Source organism: Pseudomonas sp. Marseille-Q1929 (assembly GCF_017316265.1).
Taxonomy (GTDB): Bacteria; Pseudomonadota; Gammaproteobacteria; order Pseudomonadales; family Pseudomonadaceae; genus Aquipseudomonas.
Window position 1 is genome coordinate 33538 of the sequence record NZ_JAFLWU010000019.1, and the last position, 22634, is coordinate 56171.

The 22634-nt window shown below is 53.7% G+C and carries 25 protein-coding genes and 1 tRNA gene; 16 read left to right on the forward strand and 10 right to left on the reverse strand.

Translation table 11 applies throughout. From position 1 onward, the window contains the following. Positions 1–42: 42 nt before the first annotated feature. The gene (locus tag J1G37_RS19540) at positions 43–186 is read right to left on the reverse strand and encodes a hypothetical protein (protein WP_177414022.1); all 144 of its coding nucleotides are present in this window, start codon (positions 184–186) and stop codon (positions 43–45) included. Positions 187–384: 198 nt separating this feature from the next. Between J1G37_RS19540 and J1G37_RS19545 the strand changes: the two genes are divergently transcribed. Together J1G37_RS19545 and J1G37_RS19550 are read left to right on the forward strand one after the other, a co-directional pair. Continuing rightward, the gene (locus J1G37_RS19545) at positions 385–1689 is read left to right on the forward strand and encodes an MFS transporter (RefSeq protein WP_207044657.1); all 1305 of its coding nucleotides are present in this window, start codon (positions 385–387) and stop codon (positions 1687–1689) included. Next, a complete protein-coding gene (locus tag J1G37_RS19550; protein WP_207044660.1) occupies positions 1689–2447 on the forward strand; it encodes a substrate-binding domain-containing protein in 759 nt (252 codons plus the stop codon). Before J1G37_RS19545 ends, J1G37_RS19550 begins: the two co-directional genes overlap by 1 nt. Here the strand turns inward: J1G37_RS19550 and J1G37_RS19555 are convergent. Beyond that, on the reverse strand, positions 2439–3341 hold the full coding sequence (locus tag J1G37_RS19555) for a LysR family transcriptional regulator (protein WP_017736319.1): 903 nt from the start codon (positions 3339–3341) through the stop codon (positions 2439–2441). The genes J1G37_RS19550 and J1G37_RS19555 overlap by 9 nt on opposite strands. Positions 3342–3470: 129 nt before the next feature. Here J1G37_RS19555 and J1G37_RS19560 point away from each other — a divergent pair, with 129 nt between their 5' ends. From J1G37_RS19560 to J1G37_RS19600, 9 genes are all read left to right on the forward strand, one after another. Further along, a complete protein-coding gene (locus J1G37_RS19560) occupies positions 3471–4340 on the forward strand; it encodes a hypothetical protein (RefSeq protein WP_242551658.1) in 870 nt (289 codons plus the stop codon). Between the two features lie 589 nt (positions 4341–4929). Continuing rightward, on the forward strand, positions 4930–6156 hold the full coding sequence (locus tag J1G37_RS19565; protein ID WP_207044662.1) for an MFS transporter: 1227 nt from the start codon (positions 4930–4932) through the stop codon (positions 6154–6156). Between the two features lie 433 nt (positions 6157–6589). Further along, positions 6590–6829, forward strand: coding sequence for a type II toxin-antitoxin system RelB/DinJ family antitoxin (locus J1G37_RS19570; RefSeq protein ID WP_124525834.1), 240 nt, complete (start codon positions 6590–6592; stop codon positions 6827–6829). After that, the gene (locus J1G37_RS19575; protein ID WP_207044665.1) at positions 6819–7106 is read left to right on the forward strand and encodes a type II toxin-antitoxin system RelE/ParE family toxin; all 288 of its coding nucleotides are present in this window, start codon (positions 6819–6821) and stop codon (positions 7104–7106) included. Before J1G37_RS19570 ends, J1G37_RS19575 begins: the two co-directional genes overlap by 11 nt. A 218-nt stretch (positions 7107–7324) precedes the next feature. Continuing rightward, the gene (locus J1G37_RS19580; RefSeq protein ID WP_207044669.1) at positions 7325–8854 is read left to right on the forward strand and encodes a tyrosine-type recombinase/integrase; all 1530 of its coding nucleotides are present in this window, start codon (positions 7325–7327) and stop codon (positions 8852–8854) included. Between the two features lie 1958 nt (positions 8855–10812). Next, positions 10813–12207 (forward strand): hypothetical protein, encoded by a 1395-nt coding sequence (locus J1G37_RS19585; RefSeq protein ID WP_207044672.1) that lies wholly within the window; start codon positions 10813–10815, stop codon positions 12205–12207. A gap of 171 nt (positions 12208–12378) precedes the next feature. Continuing rightward, positions 12379–12603 carry a hypothetical protein gene (locus J1G37_RS19590; protein WP_101159643.1) on the forward strand — a complete coding sequence of 75 codons (225 nt, stop codon included), beginning with the start codon at positions 12379–12381 and terminating at the stop codon, positions 12601–12603. A gap of 12 nt (positions 12604–12615) precedes the next feature. After that, positions 12616–13077, forward strand: a complete 462-nt coding sequence (locus J1G37_RS19595) for a hypothetical protein (RefSeq protein WP_207044677.1) — start codon at positions 12616–12618, stop codon at positions 13075–13077. A gap of 23 nt (positions 13078–13100) precedes the next feature. Next, positions 13101–13349: a hypothetical protein gene (locus tag J1G37_RS19600; protein ID WP_207044680.1), complete on the forward strand. Its 249-nt coding sequence runs from the start codon at positions 13101–13103 to the stop codon at positions 13347–13349. 780 nt (positions 13350–14129) lie between these two features. Here J1G37_RS19600 and J1G37_RS19605 read toward each other — a convergent pair. Next, positions 14130–15089, reverse strand: coding sequence for a hypothetical protein (locus J1G37_RS19605; protein WP_207044683.1), 960 nt, complete (start codon positions 15087–15089; stop codon positions 14130–14132). Positions 15090–15111: 22 nt separating this feature from the next. Next, positions 15112–15315, reverse strand: a complete 204-nt coding sequence (locus tag J1G37_RS19610) for a hypothetical protein (protein ID WP_207044686.1) — start codon at positions 15313–15315, stop codon at positions 15112–15114. Between the two features lie 103 nt (positions 15316–15418). On the opposite strand from J1G37_RS19610, the gene J1G37_RS19615 reads away from it, so the two are divergent. Both J1G37_RS19615 and J1G37_RS19620 read left to right on the forward strand, forming a co-directional pair. Continuing rightward, positions 15419–15637 carry a helix-turn-helix transcriptional regulator gene (locus J1G37_RS19615; RefSeq protein ID WP_207044689.1) on the forward strand — a complete coding sequence of 73 codons (219 nt, stop codon included), beginning with the start codon at positions 15419–15421 and terminating at the stop codon, positions 15635–15637. Between the two features lie 135 nt (positions 15638–15772). After that, complete coding sequence (locus J1G37_RS19620; protein WP_207044693.1) at positions 15773–16495, forward strand: recombinase family protein; 723 nt, start codon at positions 15773–15775, stop codon at positions 16493–16495. Between the two features lie 230 nt (positions 16496–16725). Here J1G37_RS19620 and J1G37_RS19625 read toward each other — a convergent pair whose 3' ends face one another. Further along, a complete protein-coding gene (locus tag J1G37_RS19625; protein ID WP_207044696.1) occupies positions 16726–17115 on the reverse strand; it encodes a hypothetical protein in 390 nt (129 codons plus the stop codon). Positions 17116–17332: 217 nt separating this feature from the next. Here J1G37_RS19625 and J1G37_RS19630 point away from each other — a divergent pair, with 217 nt between their 5' ends. After that, a complete protein-coding gene (locus J1G37_RS19630; protein WP_207044699.1) occupies positions 17333–17527 on the forward strand; it encodes a YegP family protein in 195 nt (64 codons plus the stop codon). Positions 17528–17609: 82 nt separating this feature from the next. Here the strand turns inward: J1G37_RS19630 and J1G37_RS19635 are convergent. From J1G37_RS19635 to dapA, 5 genes are all read right to left on the reverse strand, one after another. Continuing rightward, positions 17610–17699, reverse strand: a tRNA-Ser gene (locus J1G37_RS19635). Positions 17700–17783: 84 nt separating this feature from the next. Next, positions 17784–18497, reverse strand: coding sequence for a phosphoribosylaminoimidazolesuccinocarboxamide synthase (gene purC, locus J1G37_RS19640; protein ID WP_017736329.1), 714 nt, complete (start codon positions 18495–18497; stop codon positions 17784–17786). A 27-nt stretch (positions 18498–18524) separates the two neighbouring features. Further along, the gene (locus tag J1G37_RS19645) at positions 18525–19283 is read right to left on the reverse strand and encodes an MBL fold metallo-hydrolase (RefSeq protein ID WP_207044702.1); all 759 of its coding nucleotides are present in this window, start codon (positions 19281–19283) and stop codon (positions 18525–18527) included. Positions 19284–19287: 4 nt separating this feature from the next. Then, positions 19288–20403: an outer membrane protein assembly factor BamC gene (bamC, locus tag J1G37_RS19650; protein WP_207044705.1), complete on the reverse strand. Its 1116-nt coding sequence runs from the start codon at positions 20401–20403 to the stop codon at positions 19288–19290. A gap of 17 nt (positions 20404–20420) precedes the next feature. Beyond that, complete coding sequence (gene dapA / locus J1G37_RS19655; RefSeq protein WP_124525838.1) at positions 20421–21299, reverse strand: 4-hydroxy-tetrahydrodipicolinate synthase; 879 nt, start codon at positions 21297–21299, stop codon at positions 20421–20423. 273 nt (positions 21300–21572) lie between these two features. On the opposite strand from dapA, the gene J1G37_RS19660 reads away from it, so the two are divergent. Both J1G37_RS19660 and J1G37_RS19665 read left to right on the forward strand, forming a co-directional pair. Next, positions 21573–22133, forward strand: a complete 561-nt coding sequence (locus J1G37_RS19660) for a glycine cleavage system protein R (RefSeq protein WP_017137336.1) — start codon at positions 21573–21575, stop codon at positions 22131–22133. Positions 22134–22143: 10 nt separating this feature from the next. Next, positions 22144–22617, forward strand: a complete 474-nt coding sequence (locus tag J1G37_RS19665; protein ID WP_124525839.1) for a peroxiredoxin — start codon at positions 22144–22146, stop codon at positions 22615–22617. Positions 22618–22634 lie beyond the last annotated feature (17 nt).

The following is a 22634-nucleotide window of genomic DNA, read 5'->3' on the forward strand; positions in this document are numbered from 1 at the left end:
GGGCAAGCCCGCTCCCACATTTGATCATGGGTACCTTTAGAGTCAGGGCTTGAGCGGCCGCTCCTGATCCCGCTCGGAAAGCTCTGTGCCGTCGTCTGGATGCTTCCAGGTCTGTGGCTTTTCTTCCTCACGTCGCCGGGGTTGCTCACCCTTTGGCGCTTCCCGTGGTTTCTGTTCGTCAGTCATGTCCACCTCCTGTCCTTAAGAATGGGTCGCACCTTCAAGCATAGAACAGCGCCGGCATTTTCGACGGGCTCGCCGATTGATAGACAACACGCATCAATCCATCCAAATTTGTCACTTATCATTTCTAAATGTGTCAGCCACTATCCTAGGTCTTAGGCGAAACAAGCACTTTAAAAAGAACGCTGGAGACACAAAACCATGACTAGCCCTACCAGGCCCGACGCTGCCCGCTCGAAAGTTGGCGCGGTATTTCGCGTTACTTCGGGCAACTTCCTCGAACAGTTCGATTTCTTCCTGTTCGGTTTCTACGCCACCTACATCGCTGCCGCGTTCTTCCCCGCCGCTAATGAGTTTGCGTCATTAATGATGACCTTCGCCGTGTTCGGTGCGGGCTTCCTGATGCGTCCACTGGGCGCGATCATTCTGGGTGCCTACATCGATGACGTCGGCCGCCGCAAAGGGTTGATCGTGACCCTGTCGATCATGGCCAGCGGTACGCTGCTGATCGTGCTGGTGCCGGGTTATCACACCATTGGCTTGTGGGCCCCGGCCCTGGTGCTGCTGGGCCGCTTGCTGCAAGGCTTCTCAGCCGGTGCGGAACTGGGCGGTGTGTCGGTGTACCTGGCAGAAATGGCCACCCCGGGCCGCAAAGGCTTCTACACCAGCTGGCAATCGGGCAGCCAACAGATCTCCATCGTGGTCGCCGCCGCGCTGGGTTATGGCCTGAACGTGTGGATGGAACCTGCCGTGGTCGCCGATTGGGGCTGGCGCATTCCGTTTGCCGTCGGCTGCGTGATCATTCCGTTTATCTTTGTGCTGCGACGCAACCTGCAGGAAACCGAAGAGTTCGCCAACCGCAAGCATCGTCCGACCATGCGTGAAGTGCTGGCCACCCTGGTGACGAACTGGACCGTGGTCATCGGCGGCATGCTCATGGTGGCGATGACCACCACCGCGTTCTACCTGATCACCGTGTACGCGCCGACCTTCGGCAAGACCGTGCTGCAACTGAGCACCTCCGACGCGCTGCTGGTGACCTTGCTGGTGGCCGTGTCGAACTTTGTCTGGCTGCCCATCGGCGGCACCCTGAGCGACCGCTTCGGCCGCAAGCCGGTGCTGCTCGCCATGACCACGCTGACTGTTCTGACGGCTTATCCAGCACTGTCCTACGTGGTCAACGCGCCCAGCTTCGCCCATATGCTGGAAACCCTGCTGTGGTTCTCCTTCCTCTACGGCATGTACAACGGCGCGATGATCCCGGCGCTTACCGAGATCATGCCGGTGGAAGTGCGCGTGGCGGGCTTCTCCCTGGCCTATAGCCTGGCGACCGCGATCTTTGGCGGGTTCACCCCGGCGATCTCCACCTGGTTCATCCACATCACCGAAGACAAGGCCTCGCCGGCGTACTGGATGATGTTCGCGGCGGCCTGCGCCCTGTGTTCGACCCTGGCTCTGTATCGCCGCGCCAACACGCGCGGGCAGGTGATGCAGGAGGCTGCGTAATGAAGCCGCTGCTGAACACCCTGACGGCCCTGGCTCTCGGCGCGTTGGCGCTGACGGCCCAGGCCGAAGAGCTCAAGGTGATGACCTCTGGCGGCTTCACCGCTGCCTATAAACTGCTGGGCCCGCAATACGCCCAGCAGAGTGGCGACACCCTGGACACCATCCTCGGCCCGTCGATGGGCAAGGCGCCGGAAGCGATTCCCAACCGCCTTGCCCGTGGCGAACATGCGGACGTGGTGATCATGGTCGGCTATGCCCTCGATGAGTTGATCAAACAAGGCAAGGTTGACAAGGCCTCCCGCGTGGAACTGGCGGACTCGCGCATCGGCCTGGTGGTGAAGGCCGGCGCGGCCAAACCGGCGATCAGCACGGATGACGAGCTCAAGGCCGTGCTGAGCCAGGCTAAGTCCGTGGCGTATTCGGACAGCGCGAGCGGCGTATACGTGGAGAAGGAGTTGTTCCACAAACTCGGCATGCCGGCCAAGGGCAACATGATCGAACGCATCCCGGTGGCCTCCGTGGTCGCCAAGGGTGACTACGAAGTCGGGCTGCAACAGGTCGCGGAATTGTTACCGGTGCCGGGGGTGACTTACGTCGGCAAAATCCCGGAAGACGTGCAATCGGTGACGCGTTTTGCGGCGGGTATTCCGGTCAACGCCGAACACCCGGCCGAGGCCAAGGCGTTGCTGCAATTCCTCGCCTCGCCCGCGGCGCAACCGGTGGTGCAAGCCACCGGCCTGGACTCGGTGTCACGCTGAGCGAAACGGCATCTCCCGCACCAACCGCTCCAACTCCAGCGCCGCCGGTGGCAATGTCCGCCCGCGGCGCTTGATCAAACCCACATTGCGCATCACCTGCGGCTCCACCAGCGGCACGCTGACCAGAATCGGGTGCTCGTTCGCCGGCATGGCAATCGATGGCACCATCGCCACCCCGAGCCCCGCCTCCACCAGGCCGATCATGGTGGTCACGTGGTGCGTCTCGCAGATGCTCGGCTTTTTCACCCGCACGCCACGCAGCGCCTGGTCCAGCAGGAAACGGTTGCCGGAGGTCTTGTCCACGGTGATGTAGTCGTGCTCGTAGGCTTCGGCCCAAGGCACGCTCTCGCGCCCCGCCAACGGGTGATCGCGGCGACAGGCCAGCACGTAGCGCTCCTGCAACAGCAACTCGAACTCCACTTCGTCGGCCAGGCTGCCGCTGAAACTCACGCCGAAATCCGCCTCGCCACTTTCCACCGCATTGCACACCTCGCCGGCACTGGCATCCAGCACACGCAGGCGAATCTTCGGATACAGCTTGTGGAATTCGGAGATCACGTGGGGCATGAAGTAGTACGCGGTAGACGGCACACAGGCGATGGTGACATTGCCCATGCGCGTGGAGGCCACGTTGCTGATGCCCATCAGGGCGATGTCGAGGTCGTCGAGCATGCGCTCCACCTGCGGCAGGAATGCACGACCGACCATGGTCAGGCTGACCCGGCGCGTGGTGCGCTCGAACAGCTTGACGTCGAGGGCGGACTCCAGTTTTTCGATGCGCCGGCTGAGGGCTGGCTGCGAAATCCGGATGGCCTCGGCGGCGCCGCGAAAACTGCCCTTGTCTACCACGGCGCGGAAGGCTTGGAGGTCGTTGAGGTCGAAGTTGATGATCACGAGGAGGGGCCAGTGAGGTCGATTTGCCGGACATTATCGTACGAATGTAACGGCAACAGGCCTACGCGCATTTAAAAAACACCCTCACCTGCGTAGTCTGCATGCCGAATCCAATCGACTGAGCGATCAATGACCACCCCATCCAATAACAAAAACCCATTGCGTTTCTGGCGCCTCGGGGCCTGCCTCGTAGGCGCTCCGGTGATCGCCGCCCTCGGCTTCTTCGCCTGGCAAAGCTTCTACCCCGTGAGTGCGGCGACCGGTTGGAGCGTGCAAGTGGTACACCGCGACGTGGCGAAAGCGGCATCGCTGATGCCGTTGTCGGACGGTTCGCTGGTGGTCAGCCAGGAACTCGACAAGGGCAAGGGCAGCATCGTGCGCATCCACCTCGACGGCTCGCGTGAGGTGGTGGTGGCCAACCTGTCAAAACCCGACGGCATGGTGCCAACCCGTGGTGGCTGGGTGTTCAGCCAGGAGTCCGCCGACTTGCCCGTGAGTTTCTACAAGGACGGCGTGGTCACCGAACTGTTCAAGGGTGACAGCGTGCAAGGCTTGTGGGTTGAGGGCGACGACCTCTACGCCATCGAAGATCGCAAGCCAGCCGGACGCCTGCTGCGTTACCGCTGGAGCGACCAGTCGTTGACCGTGTTGCGCGACCAGGTGCAGGAAGGCGAAGCCATCGTGCGCTGCACGGACGGGCGCCTGCTCTACAACGAGAAGCAAAAGGGCGTGGTGCGCGAGCTGACCGCCGACGGCAGCGACCCGGTGGTGCTGAGCCATTTGAACCAGCCGACCTTCCTGATGTGCGACGAGCGCGGGCTGTGGATCAATGAAGATGCCACGCACCGGGCGCGGTTGTTGCTGATTGATAAGCAGGGGCGCCAGCAGACGATTCTGTCGTTCCTCAAAGCACCCCAGTCGATTGTGCCGAGCGGGCGTGGGACGTATCTGGTGGCTGAGGGTGGGAGAAGTCGGGTGTTGGAGCTGACGCCGGAGTAGCGTCTACCCCGACGCAGATCACGGCGGCTGACATTGCGACGCTGGCGAACGACAATTTTGAGAACGCTAAAACATTCCCCCAAGTCGGTTTGAAATGGAAAAAATTCTAATCGCCTGCGTAATGATCGCCTGCCTGGCCGGCTGTGTCGGTGCGCAACTTTCACTGCCAGATGAAAAACACGAGACTGTTTCAGATCAGCGGGATTCAACCGCGAAAGAAGCTGCACGCGAATGGTGTGGGATGACGCTTTGGATTGGGTTGCCACTGCCGCTGAAACTTCCCGTCTGCCAGTCACGCCCTCCTCCGTCATACCTTTATGCATGCGGTCCTTTCATGTTTCTGGGACCGATCATGCATAGCTATGAGGGGAATGCCTTATGTGGGAAGTTTCTTTAATCGCCACTGGCGTACAAGAAAACTAACGGTTGCATGGGGCAAGCCCTATGCCAGACGCGTCGCATCGATAGCACTGATGATTACTATCGAAACGAGCGCCTGCTCGATATCCGCAACCGATTCATATAATCCTCGCCTGACTCCCTCCCCTCGCCTGGCTTCAGGCGACATGCACCTTGGAACCCCGACACCATGCCAAGCGCCAGCCAGGCCCCTAGCGGCCTTCCCGAACATAATCAACAAAGCGTCAAACAGCAGTGGCTGGCCATTCTCTCGGTAGCCGTGGGCGCGTTCGCCTTGGTCACTAGTGAATTTCTACCGGTGGGCGTGCTCAACGACGTCGCCAGCGATCTGGGCATCAGCGCCGGCCATGCAGGCCTGATGGTGACCCTGCCCGGCATCATGGCCGCCCTCGCCGCGCCTTTGCTGTCGGTGTTTATTGGCACCATGGACCGTCGTTACCTGCTGATAAGCCTGACGCTGATCATGATCATCGCCAACTCGGTCGTGGCCTTCGCCAGCGACTTCAACCTGCTGCTGTTCGGACGCGTGCTGCTGGGCATCAGCATCGGCGGCTTCTGGGCGACAGCCATCGCCCTCAGCGGCCGCCTGGCGCCCAAGGGCGTGGGTGTCGCGAAGGCTACCTCGATCATCATGATGGGCGTGACCCTGGCCACCGTACTGGGCGTGCCCGTCGGCACCTGGCTAAGTGGGCTGATGGGCTGGCGCATGACCTTCCTGGTCACCGCGCTGGTGGGTGTGCCAGTGCTGCTGGCGCAGGTGTTCCTGCTGCCCCGGCTTACCCCGGAAAAGGCCATTCGCGTCAGTGACCTGCCCGCGTTGTTTATCAACCCCCAAGCGCGGGTAGGATTGATCGCGGTGTTGCTCATCGGCCTGGCGCACTTTGCCGCCTACACCTACGTCGCGCCGTTCTTCAAACAGAGCGCCGGCTTCGATGGGCCAACGATTGGTTCGCTGCTGCTGCTCTACGGCGTGGCTGGGGTATTGGGCAATATCTTTGCCGGTTTCGCCGCCAACCGCAGCGTGCGCAATACCTTGCTGCTGGTGGCCCTGATGATCGGCACCAGCACCGCTCTGTTCCCGCACTTCGCCACCGGCATGACCGGCGCCGCAATGCTGATCGCACTCTGGGGCTTCGCCTTCGGCGCCTTCCCGGCGTGCGCCAGCATCTGGATGTTTGTCGTCGCACCCAAGGACGTCGAACGCGGCATGCCGCTGTTCGTCGCCTTGTTCCAGGTGATTATTGCCTTGGGCTCGTTCTTTGGCGGGCGCATCGTCGACCAGATGGGCAGCGCGGTGCTGCTGAGCCTGGCCACGGTGTTGGTGGGGGCGGGGTTTGTGACGGTGTTGGTGTTGGGGCGCAAGGTGAGTAATAGCTTGGTGGCTCAGCCGGCCTAAGCAGAACGTTACCGTCCAAAAAAGCCTGCTGAGCATTGAGCCCAGCAGGCTTTTTCAGTTTTAGGCCGGAGCATCATTTCGGCAATCGCGGTTTCGGCAAATCGTTCGTAATGAGCCCTCACACAATGGAAGGTGTAAGCCCAAGCGCCTGAACTAGCCTTGAAAGAGTCGCTGACGTGGCGACAGGCTGATAAGGAGCTTATATGCCAACGAAGTATCGCGATGCAGTCACCGGCGAGTACGTGACAGAGGGCGAAGCAAAGAAAAGACCGAGGGAGACGGTAAAGGAGACGGATAAAAAACCTTCGCCAAAGCCGAAGGATAAGAAGTAGGTTCGCGCGGGAGACGTGGACGCCATATGTCGAATCAGACTTGAAACCCTGACACTCTTGATCCAATGTAATGACAAACGTCATTACATGAGGAGTCTTCCATGGCATCCATAAACATTCGAATCGACGACGACCTGAAAGCTCGCGCCTATCTGGAGCTTGAGAGACTCGGCGTCACGCCTTCCGAACTGATGCGCCAGGCCCTGCAATACGTGGCAGATCGCGGTCAATTGCCTTTCAAGCCGGTCCTCATGACTGAAGACGATGAAGCCTTGATGGCCACCGTGCGGGAACGTTTGGCATCCCCCCAACGAGTAAGGGTTTCGATAGATGACCTATAGCCTTGATTTTGATGCGCGCGCATTGAAGGAATGGCAGAAACTCGGCAACACCATCCGTCAGCAGTTGAAGAAGAAGTTAGTGGAGATACTGAACAATCCACGGATTGAAGCCAATCGCCTGCATGGGCTGCCGGACTGCTACAAGATCAAGCTGCGCAGCAGCGGTTACCGGTTGGTCTATCAAGTCATTGATCAGGAAATCACGGTGGTAGTGGTGGCCGTTGATAAGCGCGAGCATGATCAGGCTTATCAAAAGGCGGCAGAGCGTTTGAGCTAGTCATGCAATGGGTGGCCAATTACAAAAATCACCAAAACAAAAAAGCCCCGTAGCTTATTCAGCTACGGGGCTTTTTCTATGTAATGGCGGAGAGATAGGGACTCTCTGAAAACGGGCATAATCCCCAATAAAACCAAGCATAGCAACGTTACCATAGACATTTGGGTAGAATATTTGGGTAGAATACCCTCCAGAATCCGCTCCCCTATGGTGAAACTATGGCTGACAATTTGGTGTTGAAATCTGGAATGTGGCACGTCCGGTTCGACCTACCCGCTGATGTCAGACCATATTTTGGCAACCGGAAAATCCTTAGCCAATCTTTGAAGACAGGTTCTCGAACTGAGGCGATGCGGCTTCGGCACCCTATCCTCTCAGACTGGAAAAATCAGGTAGTGAACGCAAGGCGCACCAAGGCAGAAGCCGGGGATCGCTGGAAAGAACAACTCTTTGAAGACGCTGCGAGGCACCATGCCCAAGCGGACACTGTCCTCTTATCTGCTGCCAAAGGGATGTTTATACCGAGCAATCGTCCTAAGCCCACCGTTGATAGCGTTCGTAAGGGTCTGAAGAAACTAGAAACTGACCTATACGATTTCTACCGCGATGTTCTGAAGGTAGAGGCTGAATATTCCATTCCCAATCTGTTCGATGACATCAGTAGCACGATGGCCAACGATGACATCCCTATTACTCAACGGTTGCTCAAATTTTCTGAGTTTCAACAACGAATTTTGGTGTACACCGCGAAGAAAGAGAATTACCTATCTGATACCGAGCGAAGTGAAGCGGAGGAAATTGCAGCCTCTCCTGCCACCTACACACCAAAGAGCCCAATCACCAAGTCGATGCTCGATCAGTGGCACAAGCAGCTTGAACATCAGGTTAAGTCAGAGAAGACACGAGACAGTCACCTCAGCAGGGTTCAGCGTCTGTCTGACTATCTGACATCTGAGAGCAAGCCGCTGACATTTGATTCTGTACACGATTTTCTTGAATCAGTGTCTGAAGCAAGGAAAACACGACAGCAGTACCTATGGAGCGGGAGAGATTTCTGGCAGTGGGCTTGTAAATATCACAAAGGCTTCAGGGGGCAATTCGCGAACGCGGTTTCGCCGTTTGATGGTCACTCACTCCCGAAGGTTGGTGCTGCCGCTGGGGAAAGCTACGTCCCCTTCACAAAGGAAGAGGTTGAGGCACTGCACGCCAAAGCTCTGGCTAAAGAAGACATTCCGCTCGCTAATCTCATCGCTTTCGGCGCTTTCACCGGATGCAGGCTAGAAGAGATGGGACGTCTCAAGCCTGAAGATACAATTCTGGAAAAAGAAAAGCCTGTGGGATTCCGAATCACTGAGGCTAAAACGGCAGCAGGCGTTAGAGAGATACCAATTCACCTTGACCTCCTACCGCTATACGAACACCTCACAAAGCAGGCCCCCTTAAATGATGGGTTTCTGTTTCCAGGTGGGAAGAACAAATACGGCAATCGACTAGATGGCTTATCAAAACGATTCGGACGTTTGAAAAGCTCTTCTTTTTCGGAGCTACACACCTTTCACTCAATCCGAAAAACCATGGTTACGGAATTACATCAGCGAGGCGTGACGCTAGAGATTTTACCGTACCTAGTAGGCCATGAGTCCAAAGCGTTCACCCTCGACATTTACAGTTCAGGTCCCAGCTTCAAGCAAAAGAAAGTGGCTATAGGAAAACTGAAATTTTCTTTCACCGGGATTTACAGCGCTTAGTAACAGCGACGTCGCTGCCTCTCAAACGACGGTATTCCGGTAACTCGACGGTGTTTTTGGGTGCCAAATCGCCGTTCTCTGAAAAGAGCTACCTATTGTAGCCTCTAATGACTACTGCCCCTGCAAGAGTTTTAAAGCCAGTACTACTACTTCCAGTAAAAACGCAAAACTATGATTGAGGTAGTTAGATTTGTACTGTAGAATAGATACCCTCTTGTAAAAAATATAAGATCGGATTGTCCCTAATCAGGCTAAGTGGTCGGCTAGTGTGGTGGATTTGTGTCTTCCTGCACGAACTGGCAGCAACAATCTTAAATAAGCGACCTACTGTGAGATGGGAAAGGTCGATAGGCGAGCTTCAAGTCAACGCCTCCCAGCGGCCCTGCTAAGGCCGTGTGAACTCTAATTGACTAGGTTAGGCATTAACAGTGTCCTAATCCCAAAGGCAGCTACCCACCCGTGTAGACTGTATGAATCTGAATACTCAGACTCAACTCACCTCGTCCCAATTTTGATGGCATCTAATGCTTCACGGGTAATGGAATAGGTAGGGCTTTCGGTTAACGCTCCTGCTCGGTCTTAGGCAGATTCATTCTGTATGACCTGGGTAAGGGTAGCTTTAACCAAAGTTTCTTCCTGAACCCATTTTGATTTTATAAGCATTACAGACAAATATAGATTTAATCAGTAGATCACTACATACAGACGGAATTACATTCTTGTTAAATATCAAATAAGTTATGAAGAAACAAGTAATATCAAGCACGACCCGCAACAAGTAATAAGTTGTTACATATATATAACTAAATAGTCTTAATTACTTTTCCAAAAGCTTGCAATTTGAACATAAAGCTTGCTAAAATCTATCAATAAGAAAAGAACTATTAGTTAAGATTTTCACCAGCTCTACCATCTCGCATACCCCTCGTTAAAAGAACATTTGATCCGATGATGCTTAAATAAGAGTTTGCTCTCATCTGGTCAGTGTAGGCGGTTACTGTTTTCCTTCTTTACAGTAGCCACCATAAAAAACCTATGAAGTTTCAAACACAATTCGCGCTAGAGATTTAGTCCGTGTTGTGTTTGTTTTTTGATTAAAATCTTTTATTCCACCCACAATTTAATTCACCAATCACCTTTGGAGGTGTTCCCGTGGCCGTTACGATTCGCCCTTGTATTGTTTGCCGCTGCCCAATGAAGTGCAACCGCAGTAATAAATACTGCTGTTCAAACCTTTGCCATTCCCGTCTGCATAAACGCCGTGTAAAGCTTGGATTAACAACCAAGGAAATAATCGATCTGTATCGAGAAGAAATAGAAACCACCACTAATCAACAACCAGAGGAAATTTTATGAAGCAGTGCCAAGTATGTCAGCGTGATTTTGAACCAAGTCACAATGGCAATTTTATGTGCAGTAATACGTGCTCTGTACGGCTATTCGCTGCAAGACAGAAAGTCCGCCTAAGCATCAAGGCGGCTTTGAAGGCCCTTAAAACCCCGGAAGATGTAAATAATTTCAATCTATCACTCACAACTATTATTGAAAAGGTAGCCCAATGAAAATGGAAACTCGCTTGGTGAAGGTATTCCTTCCATTAGACCTAATTGAACTGCTCGAAGCCGAGTCTAATGACTATGCATCGTTTAACAAGATGATGACGGCTGTCTGTCGTAGGTATTTCTTGCATCGCGAGCTTAAAGCAGAGTTCGCGAAGCTCAAGTAGTCATTACAAGAGTCCTCTTTAATTAGCTACAGCCCTTGATACTAAAGGCTTTCAAACATCCAGTAGGTGATAAGTATGTCAAAGATAAAGGTCAGTTTGTCTCAAGAGGCAAGCAAGCTCCTATTAGAGCTTATGGAGATGTACGGCCATACATCACCGACCCATACAGCAAACGTCGCTATATTCAATCTAATGCGCCTATTAAAACAACAACCTCCGAGTGAAGGTAACAATGACCAAGACCAAATCAAAGCTCACCAGATTCTATAACTGTTCAGTATGCAATCAAGAATATACAGCAGTAAGAATTAGCCCTAAGAAATACTGTTCTGATAAGTGTCGTAAATCCGCAGGTCGCCTCAGTACTGCTGAAAAGCGAATAGTAAAGCTACCCGTGTCAGAAGAGTGGCTATGGGTTGCTAGAGAAGTTCGACGTGCTGGCACTGTGGAATGCTTACACTCCCACAGTGTTGAAACACTGGAGCAGCTATTTCAGCTACGGAATTATAAATACAAAACCTATGACTTCAACTTTGAAAAGAGGGTAAGCCGCTATCACCTCTGCCACATATCTCCAGTACGAGGTCAAAGCTCGGTAGGTCTACTTCATCCGCATAATCTGTTCATCGGTCCGAGCTTAGCTAATCAAGTTCATGGCACTAAGTGCTACCAGGGCGCAGGATTGAGTATTAGTCGCTTCAATCTGCAATCTCGTTGGTTGATCCCTGATGATATGCCAGATTCGAAGATCTTGGAAAAAGTGAAAAAGTATCTTGGTTCCGTTCTGCTCGACTATGCGAAGGTAAATGCTATTGGTTTGAGCAAGCGGCTGTCTCTCGCTAAGTGGATAAACAAGAACGTCCCAAACTGCGAACATCCACTATCAAAGCTTGAACGTATGGGTATGACAGAGCTACGGAAGATCAGAGCAACTTTCGAAGAAAAAGAGGTCTACCAGATGGACCTATCTACCAAGCGTTCCATTGTGGTGGCTCTGGATGAGGCTGTGAGGCTTTCTAATCAGTTGCCGGACGGTCAGCATCAGTCTGACATAGCTTTCCTAATCCCGGTCCTTACAGTCGCTGGAGCGTGGCTAAGCCGGCAAGACGAGCAAGAGGGGTTATCCTCGATTCTTGATCGCCCTTATGGTGTACGTTGGAACCCTGTAGCGCTACGGAATGACATGGATGAATCAACGTTCCGAGATTTTATTTCTTTTACAACGTTCCAAACCATGCAGGGATGTCCCTTGGACAGGAAGATGGTTCTAAACACCATTCGCAAATATCTGCATGTACCTTCTATGACTCCTGATTACAGCCATAGTAACAGCAGCATACAAGCCTATCATCAGGAGCAATATACAAACTTCTACAAACAGGTTCCAGTAATCCAGAAGGCAATCTTGGCAGTGGGCGTATGCAGCTCTATTCAAGAGTACGAATATCTTGAAAGGGTAAAAGAGGCTGATAGAGAAATTGCCATCTTTGAAAGCTTTGGGTATGAAACGTGTAAAGACGAATATGATTACTCAACGCTCAATATTCAAGTCGAAGAAGATTATACACCCAATCCGAACAATCCACGAATTAGAAGATACGTAGAGCCCATTTACGTTGATTTCTGATAAAGCTATGTAGTTACTACAGCAGTCCGCTTTAAACGCTATACATCAAGCACTACGGCACTCTCAGCCCTTTCAATATTAAAAGAATCTGCTCCTTCAACAAGAGCGATACAAGGCAATCCCTTGCCTTACACAAAGCCAATACGGCATCAATAATAAAAGGAAATAACAATGAAAGAAATGTTTGTATCAAATGCAGGCTTCACAAGCCTTGCTCTTCTCGATGACCAGTCAGTGGAAATGCTTCAACTCAATAACATCAATGTCGTAAAAGCTGATGGTGTAGATATCGTCGCCTACAAGCTATTGAAGAAATTCAGTACAACAGGTGATGTAAAAACCAAAGATCTAATCAAGTCCAGCCCTATCCTCAAATCACAAATCAACGCCCAATAAGGAAAAATAATTATGACTACTCCACAACACGTATCCCTGCAAACCTTTGCTTTCTCTAAAGAAGCACTGGACAAACGATTGGCTAATGCCGAATTCACCTTCCTACGTAGCTACAACGCAGTTGACCGATTCTCTGGCCCTACCTCGATTCTAATGCCGCAACTGGAAAAACTATTCAAAGAAGGTCGTAGTTTGTCCGAACATCACAAACCGGAATCGACAATTTCACTAACTGTCTATCTGCTCAAAACAAATATTGATGAATTGCTGGCTGATTTGGCTAAGCAAACCGAAGCTCTGTACCTCAGCGAATTGGAGGAGGAGAAGAAACGTCAGCAAAGTATTCTTGAGCAGCAGTTGTATCAAGCCCAGAAGGACAAGGAGGCTAAGAAAGAATCAGATAAAGAAGCAAAGCTTCGAGCTGATGCAGCACAGCAAGCCGCAGAATACTTTCAAAACCTCAACACCAATTAATCTAATAAGTACGGAGCTACAATATGATGAAGAACGTTCTATTTCCAAAGACCCGCGAAGAGAAACTTCTAAGCGCCCAGTATTTCAGCAAGACTGCAAAGGCCACAAAGCCTGCTGAACCTGAAGTATCGACAAAGCTATCGGAGGACGAGATTCAGTCTTACATTGACATCCTCCTTGAAGCTTCACCTCCGACTCCTAAGGGGCAAGGTGGCACAGACTTCACTCGTAAGATCCTTGAAGAAAGATATGGTATCAAAACGAACGCGTAGCAGGATAACTAATTAGGGGGTGTTTGAGGACTAAATATCCTCCCATCCCTTGCGAGGCCGATGTTTACTGATCGGATTACTGGTTCCGTTAAACGCGATGCGTTCCTTCGCCAATAATGTAATATTATAACGCCTGGCGGAATAATAAGTTAAAACGATAAAAAATAAGAAGGTTTAAAGATTGAATAATGTTGCAATTGCCGTCCTAGGTCTGTTCGGACTCATAGGTGTTATCTGTATTTCATTGCTGACATTTGCTTTGATCACAACGAAGGCTGACCATAGTAGTGATGATACGATCCGGCAGAGACTGGACTCACTGGTTAACTACACTGAACAGAAAATAAATAATACTACTGAAAGACAAGACAGGATAAATAACGAAGTGGAAGCACACGCAAGAATCTTAGATGCTCGGCTCAAATTACTACAGGGACGTACCCAATGACTTATTTCTATTGGTTTATCTTGAAGGCTTCGGTAGACAATCTAGACAGCAGCACAAAGCCTTCTATTAGCTCGTTCTCGCCACTTAGAGAGCACTGGCAATACTTAGAAAGGTCTGGACGCTGGTCAGTGCAGATAGAATCTGAAGTCACTCCCAGCGAAGCCGTAGGTTTATATAGAGACTTAACTGCCGTTTCCCGTAGTTGGGTAAATGGTGCGGTACTCGTTAAAGGTGAGGCAGTCGGCGGACCTTGGAGCGAAGAGGCGTTTCCTGCATTTGTAGACGGATATGCACTCACATATGCTCAAGCGCCCCTTACCCCGCTGTGATAATTAAACACGGTAGCGAATCAGATAGACTATGAACAAAGCGCACCAAAGCAAAACATCCGCCACAGCTAAAGCAATCGCCTGACTAAGCCATGGCTGAGCAGTTACGCGAGCATACGTAGTTACCGTAGCGAGCATAATCAATAAGACGGGACCACATATTATCGCCAGCCATTGCCAGAAGCTGGATAGGCACTCCCATCTAAATTTCAAATCCGTGAGGAGCGGTAAGCGAGTATTTGTGAATTCTTTTTTCGTTATTTCATAGGCGAGGCTTCGCTCTTCAGCTTCCTTTGCAGCGAGTTGAAGATACGCTTGTTGTTTGGCCAGCTTTTCTTGTAAAAGGTTTACGGCAGCGGTTTGTTCGCGAAGGGAGTCTTGAATGCTCTTGGGAGATGATCCGTAAGCATTTATCAAATCTCTCAGCTCCCGGAATTTGTCAGCATAACCTGAGTGAGCCAAGGCGGACCATGCATAACCAGGTCCCGCGATTTGCAATTCCACTTGTCGCGTGTCTACTTGTTGGACGTGGGTGCTAACCTTGTTTTTCCGTGTCGCGAGCACGCCAGCGGCAGCCCCCAATGGCCCAAAAACTAGGCCGCCGACAATGCCGCCTCCTAACCCGCTCTTGCTGGTGCTGCTAACATTGCTCACATGTTGCAGACTGCCATGCATTGTCATTTCAGCTTTTGCCTTCTGAATACTCCCTTGATAACCGGGGATACTCAGCCAAAACTCAAAAACTTCTATGTTAGGCGCTGAAGCAAGCTTCTTTCCTCTACCGGATTTAAGCTCATCTAAGCGATTGGCCGCATACTTCAGCTCTTCACGTAGCGCCGCCACTGTGCTGGTGATTTCACGATGTTTTGAATTGGCTTCCTTGAGGTTGATCTTCTTCGAACGCATATCTGTGCGAAGCAGCATTGCAGAGTCTTGCCGAAGCTCAATTTCTTGGCTGTCCATCAATCAATTCCTTGTGTCTTGACTAACGCAATCCCTTCGATGCAGTAATTTTCTTCAGCTCGTCATAAATCCCGCTAAGGACAAGCCAGAACCCAGCCATCACCGCCCCAGCTATAAATCCACCGATTGCCCCCCATTCGCCATAGATTCCGTAACCCGCAAATGCAACGGCAACAATGGCAAAGTAACAAAGGTAATCGTTAAGTCTAATGATGCCGTCCTTCATCCCTGTTTTTCCTTCATCTGGTGACTGAGTAGCAGGTGATCTATTCAGCCAATGTCACGATTAGTGTGTTCACGATTAGATCACATCAGCACACGATACGGGAATGCCTTCTCCCTCCCTCCGCCATCGCTTCGGCCATCGAATTCGTGAGCTTCGTCTTGCTACCGGCATGACTCAAGAAGCCTTCGCGGACAAGTGCGGGTTCGCCAGAACCTACATGAGCCGTATTGAGACTGGTGGAGCCAACCCTAGCTTAGACGCAATCCAAACTTTGGCAGACGCATTGAAGGTTGACCTGTCGGTCTTGTTTACTGATATCTAAATCCCCGTCCCCCCTGAAGGTGAAAACTCTACAAACAGATCGACGAATGACAGCATAACAAATCTAGAACGAACGTTGTAGAAGTGTTAATATGGATTCCTAGCCCAGACATTCTGCTGCCAAGGAGCCAAGACGATGAACAAGCCAGTACGTGTGATTGCCTACTACCGTGTTTCTACAAAGTCTCAAGGCGACAGTGGATTGGGTCTCGACTCTCAAAAGGAATACATCGAGCGTGCTGCGCTAGCGAACAATTGGGAAGTGGTCGGTTCCTTCACCGATGTGGTGTCAGGCAAGCTCGCTATCGAGGATCGTCCTGAAGGTGCAAAGGCTTTGGCAGCGTGTAAGAAGGAAGGCGCTGTGCTCGCAGTAGCCAAACTGGACCGTCTATCCCGTTCGGTGCATCACATTGCCCGTCTGATGGAACAGACAAGCTTCAAGGTAGCAACGATGCCAGACGCAACCCCGTTCCAACTGCATTTGTTCGCAGCCCTTGCTGAACAGGAACGCAAGTTCATCAGCGACCGTACAAAAGACACCCTAGCGACTCTGAAGGCCAAGGCGGACAGTGGCAATGCCGAAGCCATGCAAAGTGTTCAGAACAGAGCAGATGCGTTAGCCAAGGGCCGTACAGACGCTAACCGGGCAAAAGCTCAAGACTCTGTTCAGGCGCGTGTAACCGCCTTTACGGCGTCACTCCACGACCCAATCGAACTTTGCATCCGTCGTGGCGCTACTTCGCTACAACAAGTCGCTGAATGCTTGAATGGCAAGAAGGTTGCCACTGCGCGTGGCGGTGAGTGGTCAGCGATGCAGGTAAGCCGTGTTATGCGGACACTTGGACTGACTTTCGCCTGATGCATTCTTCCTTGTTGATGTGTATGACACCGCACCGGATGAAGACTGCCAAAGCATAAGGTGGAATCCCCTCAAGAACCGTCTTTACAAGGCGGTTTCGGGCCCTCTGAAGCGTCCTAGCCCTACTTCCGTCTCTGAGTCAGGGGTAGCTAGTGAGCCACCCCAAGGCTCTCAATATTTCCAGAACGTATCTCATCTATACGTTCTCAGCTGTAGGTGTGCTTGAAAGCTCATCGGCCGCGCTGAGGAAATTGAAGAATTGACGCCTGATACTCTGTCTTTTGGATTTTGCAAAAGGAATAGCCTTCCAGTTCCAGAGTGGGTGGGCTAGTGCGACCAAATTTAAACACAGCATTTCCGATCACATATACGTCGCCGGGCATGTCATCGAATCCGTCTGGCACGTAGCAAAGCTCATCCTCAAAATTGGTTACTACGACCCCCTCAGTGTTGGCGACTTCCCGCAAAGCTCGCTCCAGTCCAAACCGTTGTAAAACGACTTCAACGTCTGTTGTCGCGAATGGAGGTGGTATTCCAAGGTCAATCTGACCCTCTCCTTCCCGACCGTCGAAGCTGTACGAGTAATAAAAAGTCTGACGTTCCAGGGTTTCTCCGTTCATGAGCCGCGCCTCCACAGTGACTGGTCAATGCACTGCATTCAGGTATAGCAGGTCCCTCCCTATGGGGATGTACTGTGCATATTTCCCTTCTATGCAATGGATTTTGCGTAGAAAACTGGTCCATCGATTTCTAGGGGGATGGTGCGGTTGCCCGAAACCAAGACTCGCCTACGCTTCACGCTGGACATGGTGTCCGCTTGAACGAAGGGAGAGAGAAATGGCTGACGTAACTTACCCCTGCTACTGGCAGAAGAAAGACCGCTCGGGGCAGTGGTACTGGATTTACTATGCAAAGAATAAGGAGGAGATAGCTCGCAGCAGTGAGAGCTATGTGGCGCGGGCGGATTGCAAGAATTCGATAACCCTGATGCAAAACTCCGCTGATTCAGCCGTGTTTTACGATAAAGAGTAGAAATATGAGGGGTAGAAACACTGGGTAGAATCGGAAAACAAAAAGCCCCGTAACTCATTGAATTACGGGGCTTTTTCAATAATGGCGGAGAGATAGGGATTCGAACCCTAGGTACCGGTGAAGGTACAACGGATTTCGAATCCGTCCCATTCGGCCACTCTGGCATCTCTCCAACGGCGCGCATCATAACAGTGTGATTCAGGAAAGCAAAGCTCGAAACGAGATTTTTTTCCGTGCTATCAGATGCTTGCGTCGATTAAAGCGGTACGCCGAGACGATTGGCGACTTCTTCGTAAGCTTCGATGACGTCACCGAGGCCCTGGCGGAAGCGGTCTTTGTCCATCTTCTTCTTGGTGTCCTTGTCCCACAGGCGGCAGCCGTCCGGGCTGAATTCGTCGCCCAGGACGATGGAGCCGTCGTGGAATACACCGAATTCGAGTTTGAAGTCCACCAGCAGCAGGCCGGCGTCGTCGAACAGCTTGTTCAGCACGTCGTTGACCTTGAGGGACAACTCCTTCATGCGCGCCAGTTGCTCAGCGGTGCCCCAGCCGAACGCCACGACGTGGGATTCGTTGATGAACGGGTCGCCCTTGGCGTCGTCCTTCAGGAACAGTTCGAACGTGTAAGGATTGAGCTTGAGGCCCTCTTCCACGCCCAGGCGCTTGACCAGGCTGCCGGCGGCGTAGTTACGCACGACGCATTCGACCGGGATCATGTCGAGCTTCTTCACCAGGCACTCGTTGTCGCCCAGCAGTTTGTCGAATTGGGTCGGAATACCGGCCTCTTCGAGTTTCTGCATGATGAAGGCGTTGAACTTGTTGTTCACCATGCCCTTGCGGTCCAGCTGTTCGATGCGCTTGCCGTCGAACGCCGAGGTGTCGTTGCGAAACAGCAGGATCAGGCGGTTGGCGTCGTCGGTCTTGTACACCGACTTGGCTTTGCCGCGGTAGAGTTCTTCACGTTTTTCCATGATGGGCTCCGCTTTGAGTGAGGTGGGCTAGGCGATGTGTCGCCAGTCGAGCCCTGAATCTTGATCGGCCAGTTGCAGCCAGTCCGGGTCGCACCCGAGGGTGTCGACAAAACATTGCCGGGCAAGCGTCGGCAGGTTGTTCTTGCTGCTCAAGTGGGCCAGGACCAGGTGTTGCAGGTCTTGCCAGCCCAACTCGTACACCAGGTACGCCGCCTGGTGGTTGTTCAAATGTCCCAGTTCGCCGCCCACCCGCTGCTTGAGAAAGCGAGGGTAATGACCACGCGCCAGCAGGTCTCGGCAGTGGTTGGACTCGATCATCAACGCATCGAGGTCGCGGTAACCGTCCAGTACCTTGGAGCAGTAGGAACCCAGGTCGGTGAGCACGCCGAAACGTCGCTCTCCGCCACTGAATACATACTGCGTCGGTTCATGGGCATCGTGGGCGACGGCAATCACATCGACGCTCAAGGCACCGATTTGCAGTTGCTCGCCACCGGCCAGGAAACCTGCGGGCTCTATAGGTTTGCGCATCCCGCGCAAGGTGCCGCGACTGAGGTACACCGGAAGATTGTAGCGCCGAGACAGCAAACCCACGCCATGCACGTGGTCGGCATGTTCGTGGGTCACCAGTATCGCGCTCAGCTGCGCGGGGTGAACCCCCAGGCGCAGCAGGCGCCGCTCGGTTTCTTTTAACGAGAAACCACAATCCACCAGCACATACGTGTCGTCATGTGCGACCAGCGTGCCGTTCCCTTGGCTACCGCTGCCGAGAACGGCAAAACGCATCGGATCAGCCCAGGTTGTCCTGAATCACGCCCAACACTTTGCGCGCTGTTTCAGCTGGCGCAACGGTGTTGATGTTCTTCTCGACGGTGACTTGCACGCTTTCGCCAACCTTGCTCAAACGAACCTGGTAACGCTCGGCACGGGTCTCGATCTCTTCTTTGGTCGGCGCACTGCCAAACAATTTGCTGAAGAAACCTGGCTCTTCATCTTTACGCTCAGCTTTTTCAGCCACGTTGATGTAGTAGAGGCCCAGGCTGCGGTTGATGTCTTCAACACGCCAAGGGCCCTGCTCCAAGGCACGACCAACGCTGGCCCATGCACGGTCCAGGTCTTCGCCGAGGTTCAGCACCACGTTGCCGCTGCCGTCTTCAGTGAGGCTGACGCGGCTTGGGGTGTCGTAATCACGTGCCGCAAGCAGGGAAACCGAACCGCCCTTCTCGGAGATACGGCTCATGCTGGCCAGCATCTCGTCGACCAATGCCGAGTCAACACCGGTGTTGACCGAACGGTTGGTGAAATCAACGTTGGCCGCGCTGCCGGCAGGACGCTCGGCGCTGACCACATAGACTTCACTGGTATTACGCTGCACGCCTGGCTCGATGCGTACACGCACACGGGCTTCGCTGTCGGCGGCTACACCACCGGCTTGCAGGCGCTTGGCCATGGTGGCGGACAGTTCGCTGCCCTGCTGCCATGCCGTGGTGAACTCACCAGTCTGCGGGCGCTGTTGGTCGATGCGAAAACCGTTGTCCTGGAAGAACTGCACGGCCACCGGCCAGACTTCGGCAGGTGGGCGCTGCGCTACGATCCAGCGCGAATCACCGCTTTTTTGCAGGCTGTAGTCGCTGGCATCCGCCACGGCCGAGATCGGCTGTGGACGTGGCACGACGTACTCACCCTTGGTGGTGTCGTCGGCAACGTTGCGCGGGATCGGCAGCAACGGGTCAAGGCGCTTGGCGACGTTGACGTCCGGCGGCAGTTGCATCGGTTTGGTTGCTTGTGCTTCCAGGTAATCGCTGCCGCGGTCACGGAAGTAGCCTTCCGGGCCCCAGATCCAACCGCAGCCACTGGTGCTGGAGATAATCAAGGCAAGTGCGGAAAGTCCGGCCAATCGCTTCATGCGTAGTGCTTCCTCAATTAAACCAGGACGCCGGACTGGCGCAGGGCCTGTCGCAGCGGTTCGTGACAGGCTTCGCTGAGACGGGTGAGCGGCAGACGGATACCGTCCGGCATCATGCCCATTTCAGTCAGCGCCCATTTCACGGGAATAGGGTTGGATTCGATAAACAGTGTCTTGTTGAGCGGCATCAGCTTCTCGTGGATCGCACGCGCGGTCACGGCGTCACCGGCGATGGCGGCGGCGCACATTTCGCTCATGGCACGCGGGGCCACGTTGGCGGTCACGGAGATGTTGCCCTTGCCGCCCAGCAGGATCAGCTCGACCGCAGTAGCGTCGTCACCGGAATACAGCAGGAAATCGCTGCTCACGCCGGCCAGGATGTCCTTGGCGCGCTGCAGGTCGCCGGTGGCTTCCTTGATCCCGATGATGTTCGGCACGGTGGACAGGCGGATCACGGTCGCGGCCTGCATGTCGCACGCGGTGCGGCCCGGCACGTTGTAGAGGATCTGCGGGATATCAACGGCTTCGGCAATGGTGCGGAAGTGTTGGTACAGGCCTTCCTGGGTCGGCTTGTTGTAGTACGGGGTCACCAGCAGGCAGGCATCGGCGCCGGCCTTCTTGGCGTTCTTGGTCAGCTCGATCGCTTCACGCGTCGAGTTGGCGCCCGTACCGGCGATCACGGCAATACGGCCCGCAACGCGCTTGACCACGAATTCGATGACCTGGATGTGTTCTTCCACATCGAGGGTGGCCGACTCACCCGTGGTGCCGACGGCCACAATGGCGTTGGTGCCTTCTTGCAGGTGGAAGTCCACCAGTTTGCCCAGGCTGTCCCAGTCGAGATGACCTTGTGCATCCATGGGTGTGACCAGTGCCACCATACTGCCCGCAATCATGCAACCGCTCCTGCCGGAAAAAGAGAGCCGTAATGGTACTGGCGCCAAGATGCTTGCACAAGCGAAGTACCGCCTGAGGATGCGTTCTGGCGCAACTAAACGACGGGCAATGCCATCATTGGGCCAAAGCCTGCCTTCAAGCGGGGCAAAAACCAGCCGTTCACGCAATGAAAACGCCACCTCCTAGCCCTTGGCTGCGCTTTTCGCTACCCTTCAGCCTTTGATCGATACAGCCCACGCGGTATCGACCGCTCATCGCTTTAGGAAGGCTGCATGTCCACCCCCACAGTTCGCGAACAATTCCTTGTTATCAGTGCCCTCGGCGCCAACCCCATGGAGCTGACCAACGTCCTGTGCCGCGCCAGCCATGAGAACCGCTGCGCCGTCGTGACCTCCCGCCTGACCCGCCACGGCGAGTGCAGTGCACTGGTCTTGCAGATCTCCGGTTCCTGGGACGCGCTGGCGCGCCTGGAAACCGGCCTGCCTGGCCTGGCCAAGAAACATAATTTCACCGTCAACGTGGTGCGCAGCGCCGCCCTGGAAAACCGCCCGCAGGCCCTGCCCTATGTGGCCTATGTCAGCTCAGCCTACCGCTCGGACATCGTCAACGAGCTGTGCCAGTTCTTTATCGACCACAACGTCGAACTGGAGAACCTGACCTGCGACACCTACCAGGCGCCACAAACCGGCGGCACCATGCTCAATGCGACGTTCACCGTAACCTTGCCGGCCGGCGTGCAGATCAGTTGGTTGCGCGACCAGTTCCTGGACTTCGCCGATGCGCTGAACCTCGACGCACTGATCGAACCTTGGCGCCCACAGAACCCAATGTAAGGAACGCTCCATGCCGGTTGTCATCGACACACCCGTAGCCGATTTCGAAGCCCAGGCCACCAGCGGCCAGACCTTCAGCCTCGCCGCCCTCAAGGGCAAGCAAGTGGTGATCTACTTCTACCCGAAGGACAGCACGCCGGGCTGCACCACCGAAGGCCAGGGTTTCCGCGACCAGTACGCGGCGTTCAAGGCCGCCAACACCGAAGTGTTTGGCGTATCGCGAGACAGCGTGAAGTCCCACGAGAACTTCAAGGCCAAGCAGGAATTCCCCTTCGAGCTGATCAGCGACAAGGACGAGGCGGTTTGCCAGCTGTTTGATGTGATCAAACTGAAGAAACTGTATGGCAAGGAATACCTGGGTGTGGATCGCAGCACATTCCTGATCGACAAGGACGGCGTGCTGCGTCAGGAATGGCGCGGTGTGAAAGTGCCTGGGCATGTGGATGCCGTCTTGGCGGCAGCCCAGGCGTTGAACAAGGCATAAATTGTGGTGAGGGAGCT

Coding starts and splice junctions, on each gene's coding strand:
- bamC (WP_207044705.1), bottom strand. CDS start 20,403: ATGAAGCGATTGGCCGGACTTTCCGCACTTGCCTTGATTATCTCCAGC.
- J1G37_RS19565 (WP_207044662.1), top strand. CDS start 4,930: ATGCCAAGCGCCAGCCAGGCCCCTAGCGGCCTTCCCGAACATAATCAA.
- J1G37_RS19545 (WP_207044657.1), top strand. CDS start 385: ATGACTAGCCCTACCAGGCCCGACGCTGCCCGCTCGAAAGTTGGCGCG.
- dapA (WP_124525838.1), bottom strand. CDS start 21,299: ATGATTGCGGGCAGTATGGTGGCACTGGTCACACCCATGGATGCACAA.
- J1G37_RS19620 (WP_207044693.1), top strand. CDS start 15,773: ATGAACAAGCCAGTACGTGTGATTGCCTACTACCGTGTTTCTACAAAG.
- J1G37_RS19585 (WP_207044672.1), top strand. CDS start 10,813: ATGACCAAGACCAAATCAAAGCTCACCAGATTCTATAACTGTTCAGTA.
- J1G37_RS19580 (WP_207044669.1), top strand. CDS start 7,325: ATGGCTGACAATTTGGTGTTGAAATCTGGAATGTGGCACGTCCGGTTC.
- J1G37_RS19575 (WP_207044665.1), top strand. CDS start 6,819: ATGACCTATAGCCTTGATTTTGATGCGCGCGCATTGAAGGAATGGCAG.
- J1G37_RS19590 (WP_101159643.1), top strand. CDS start 12,379: ATGAAAGAAATGTTTGTATCAAATGCAGGCTTCACAAGCCTTGCTCTT.
- J1G37_RS19660 (WP_017137336.1), top strand. CDS start 21,573: ATGTCCACCCCCACAGTTCGCGAACAATTCCTTGTTATCAGTGCCCTC.
- J1G37_RS19615 (WP_207044689.1), top strand. CDS start 15,419: ATGCCTTCTCCCTCCCTCCGCCATCGCTTCGGCCATCGAATTCGTGAG.
- J1G37_RS19605 (WP_207044683.1), bottom strand. CDS start 15,089: ATGGACAGCCAAGAAATTGAGCTTCGGCAAGACTCTGCAATGCTGCTT.
- J1G37_RS19560 (WP_242551658.1), top strand. CDS start 3,471: ATGACCACCCCATCCAATAACAAAAACCCATTGCGTTTCTGGCGCCTC.
- J1G37_RS19665 (WP_124525839.1), top strand. CDS start 22,144: ATGCCGGTTGTCATCGACACACCCGTAGCCGATTTCGAAGCCCAGGCC.
- J1G37_RS19645 (WP_207044702.1), bottom strand. CDS start 19,283: ATGCGTTTTGCCGTTCTCGGCAGCGGTAGCCAAGGGAACGGCACGCTG.
- purC (WP_017736329.1), bottom strand. CDS start 18,497: ATGGAAAAACGTGAAGAACTCTACCGCGGCAAAGCCAAGTCGGTGTAC.
- J1G37_RS19550 (WP_207044660.1), top strand. CDS start 1,689: ATGAAGCCGCTGCTGAACACCCTGACGGCCCTGGCTCTCGGCGCGTTG.
- J1G37_RS19595 (WP_207044677.1), top strand. CDS start 12,616: ATGACTACTCCACAACACGTATCCCTGCAAACCTTTGCTTTCTCTAAA.
- J1G37_RS19570 (WP_124525834.1), top strand. CDS start 6,590: ATGGCATCCATAAACATTCGAATCGACGACGACCTGAAAGCTCGCGCC.
- J1G37_RS19600 (WP_207044680.1), top strand. CDS start 13,101: ATGATGAAGAACGTTCTATTTCCAAAGACCCGCGAAGAGAAACTTCTA.
- J1G37_RS19630 (WP_207044699.1), top strand. CDS start 17,333: ATGGCTGACGTAACTTACCCCTGCTACTGGCAGAAGAAAGACCGCTCG.
- J1G37_RS19610 (WP_207044686.1), bottom strand. CDS start 15,315: ATGAAGGACGGCATCATTAGACTTAACGATTACCTTTGTTACTTTGCC.
- J1G37_RS19540 (WP_177414022.1), bottom strand. CDS start 186: ATGACTGACGAACAGAAACCACGGGAAGCGCCAAAGGGTGAGCAACCC.
- J1G37_RS19625 (WP_207044696.1), bottom strand. CDS start 17,115: ATGAACGGAGAAACCCTGGAACGTCAGACTTTTTATTACTCGTACAGC.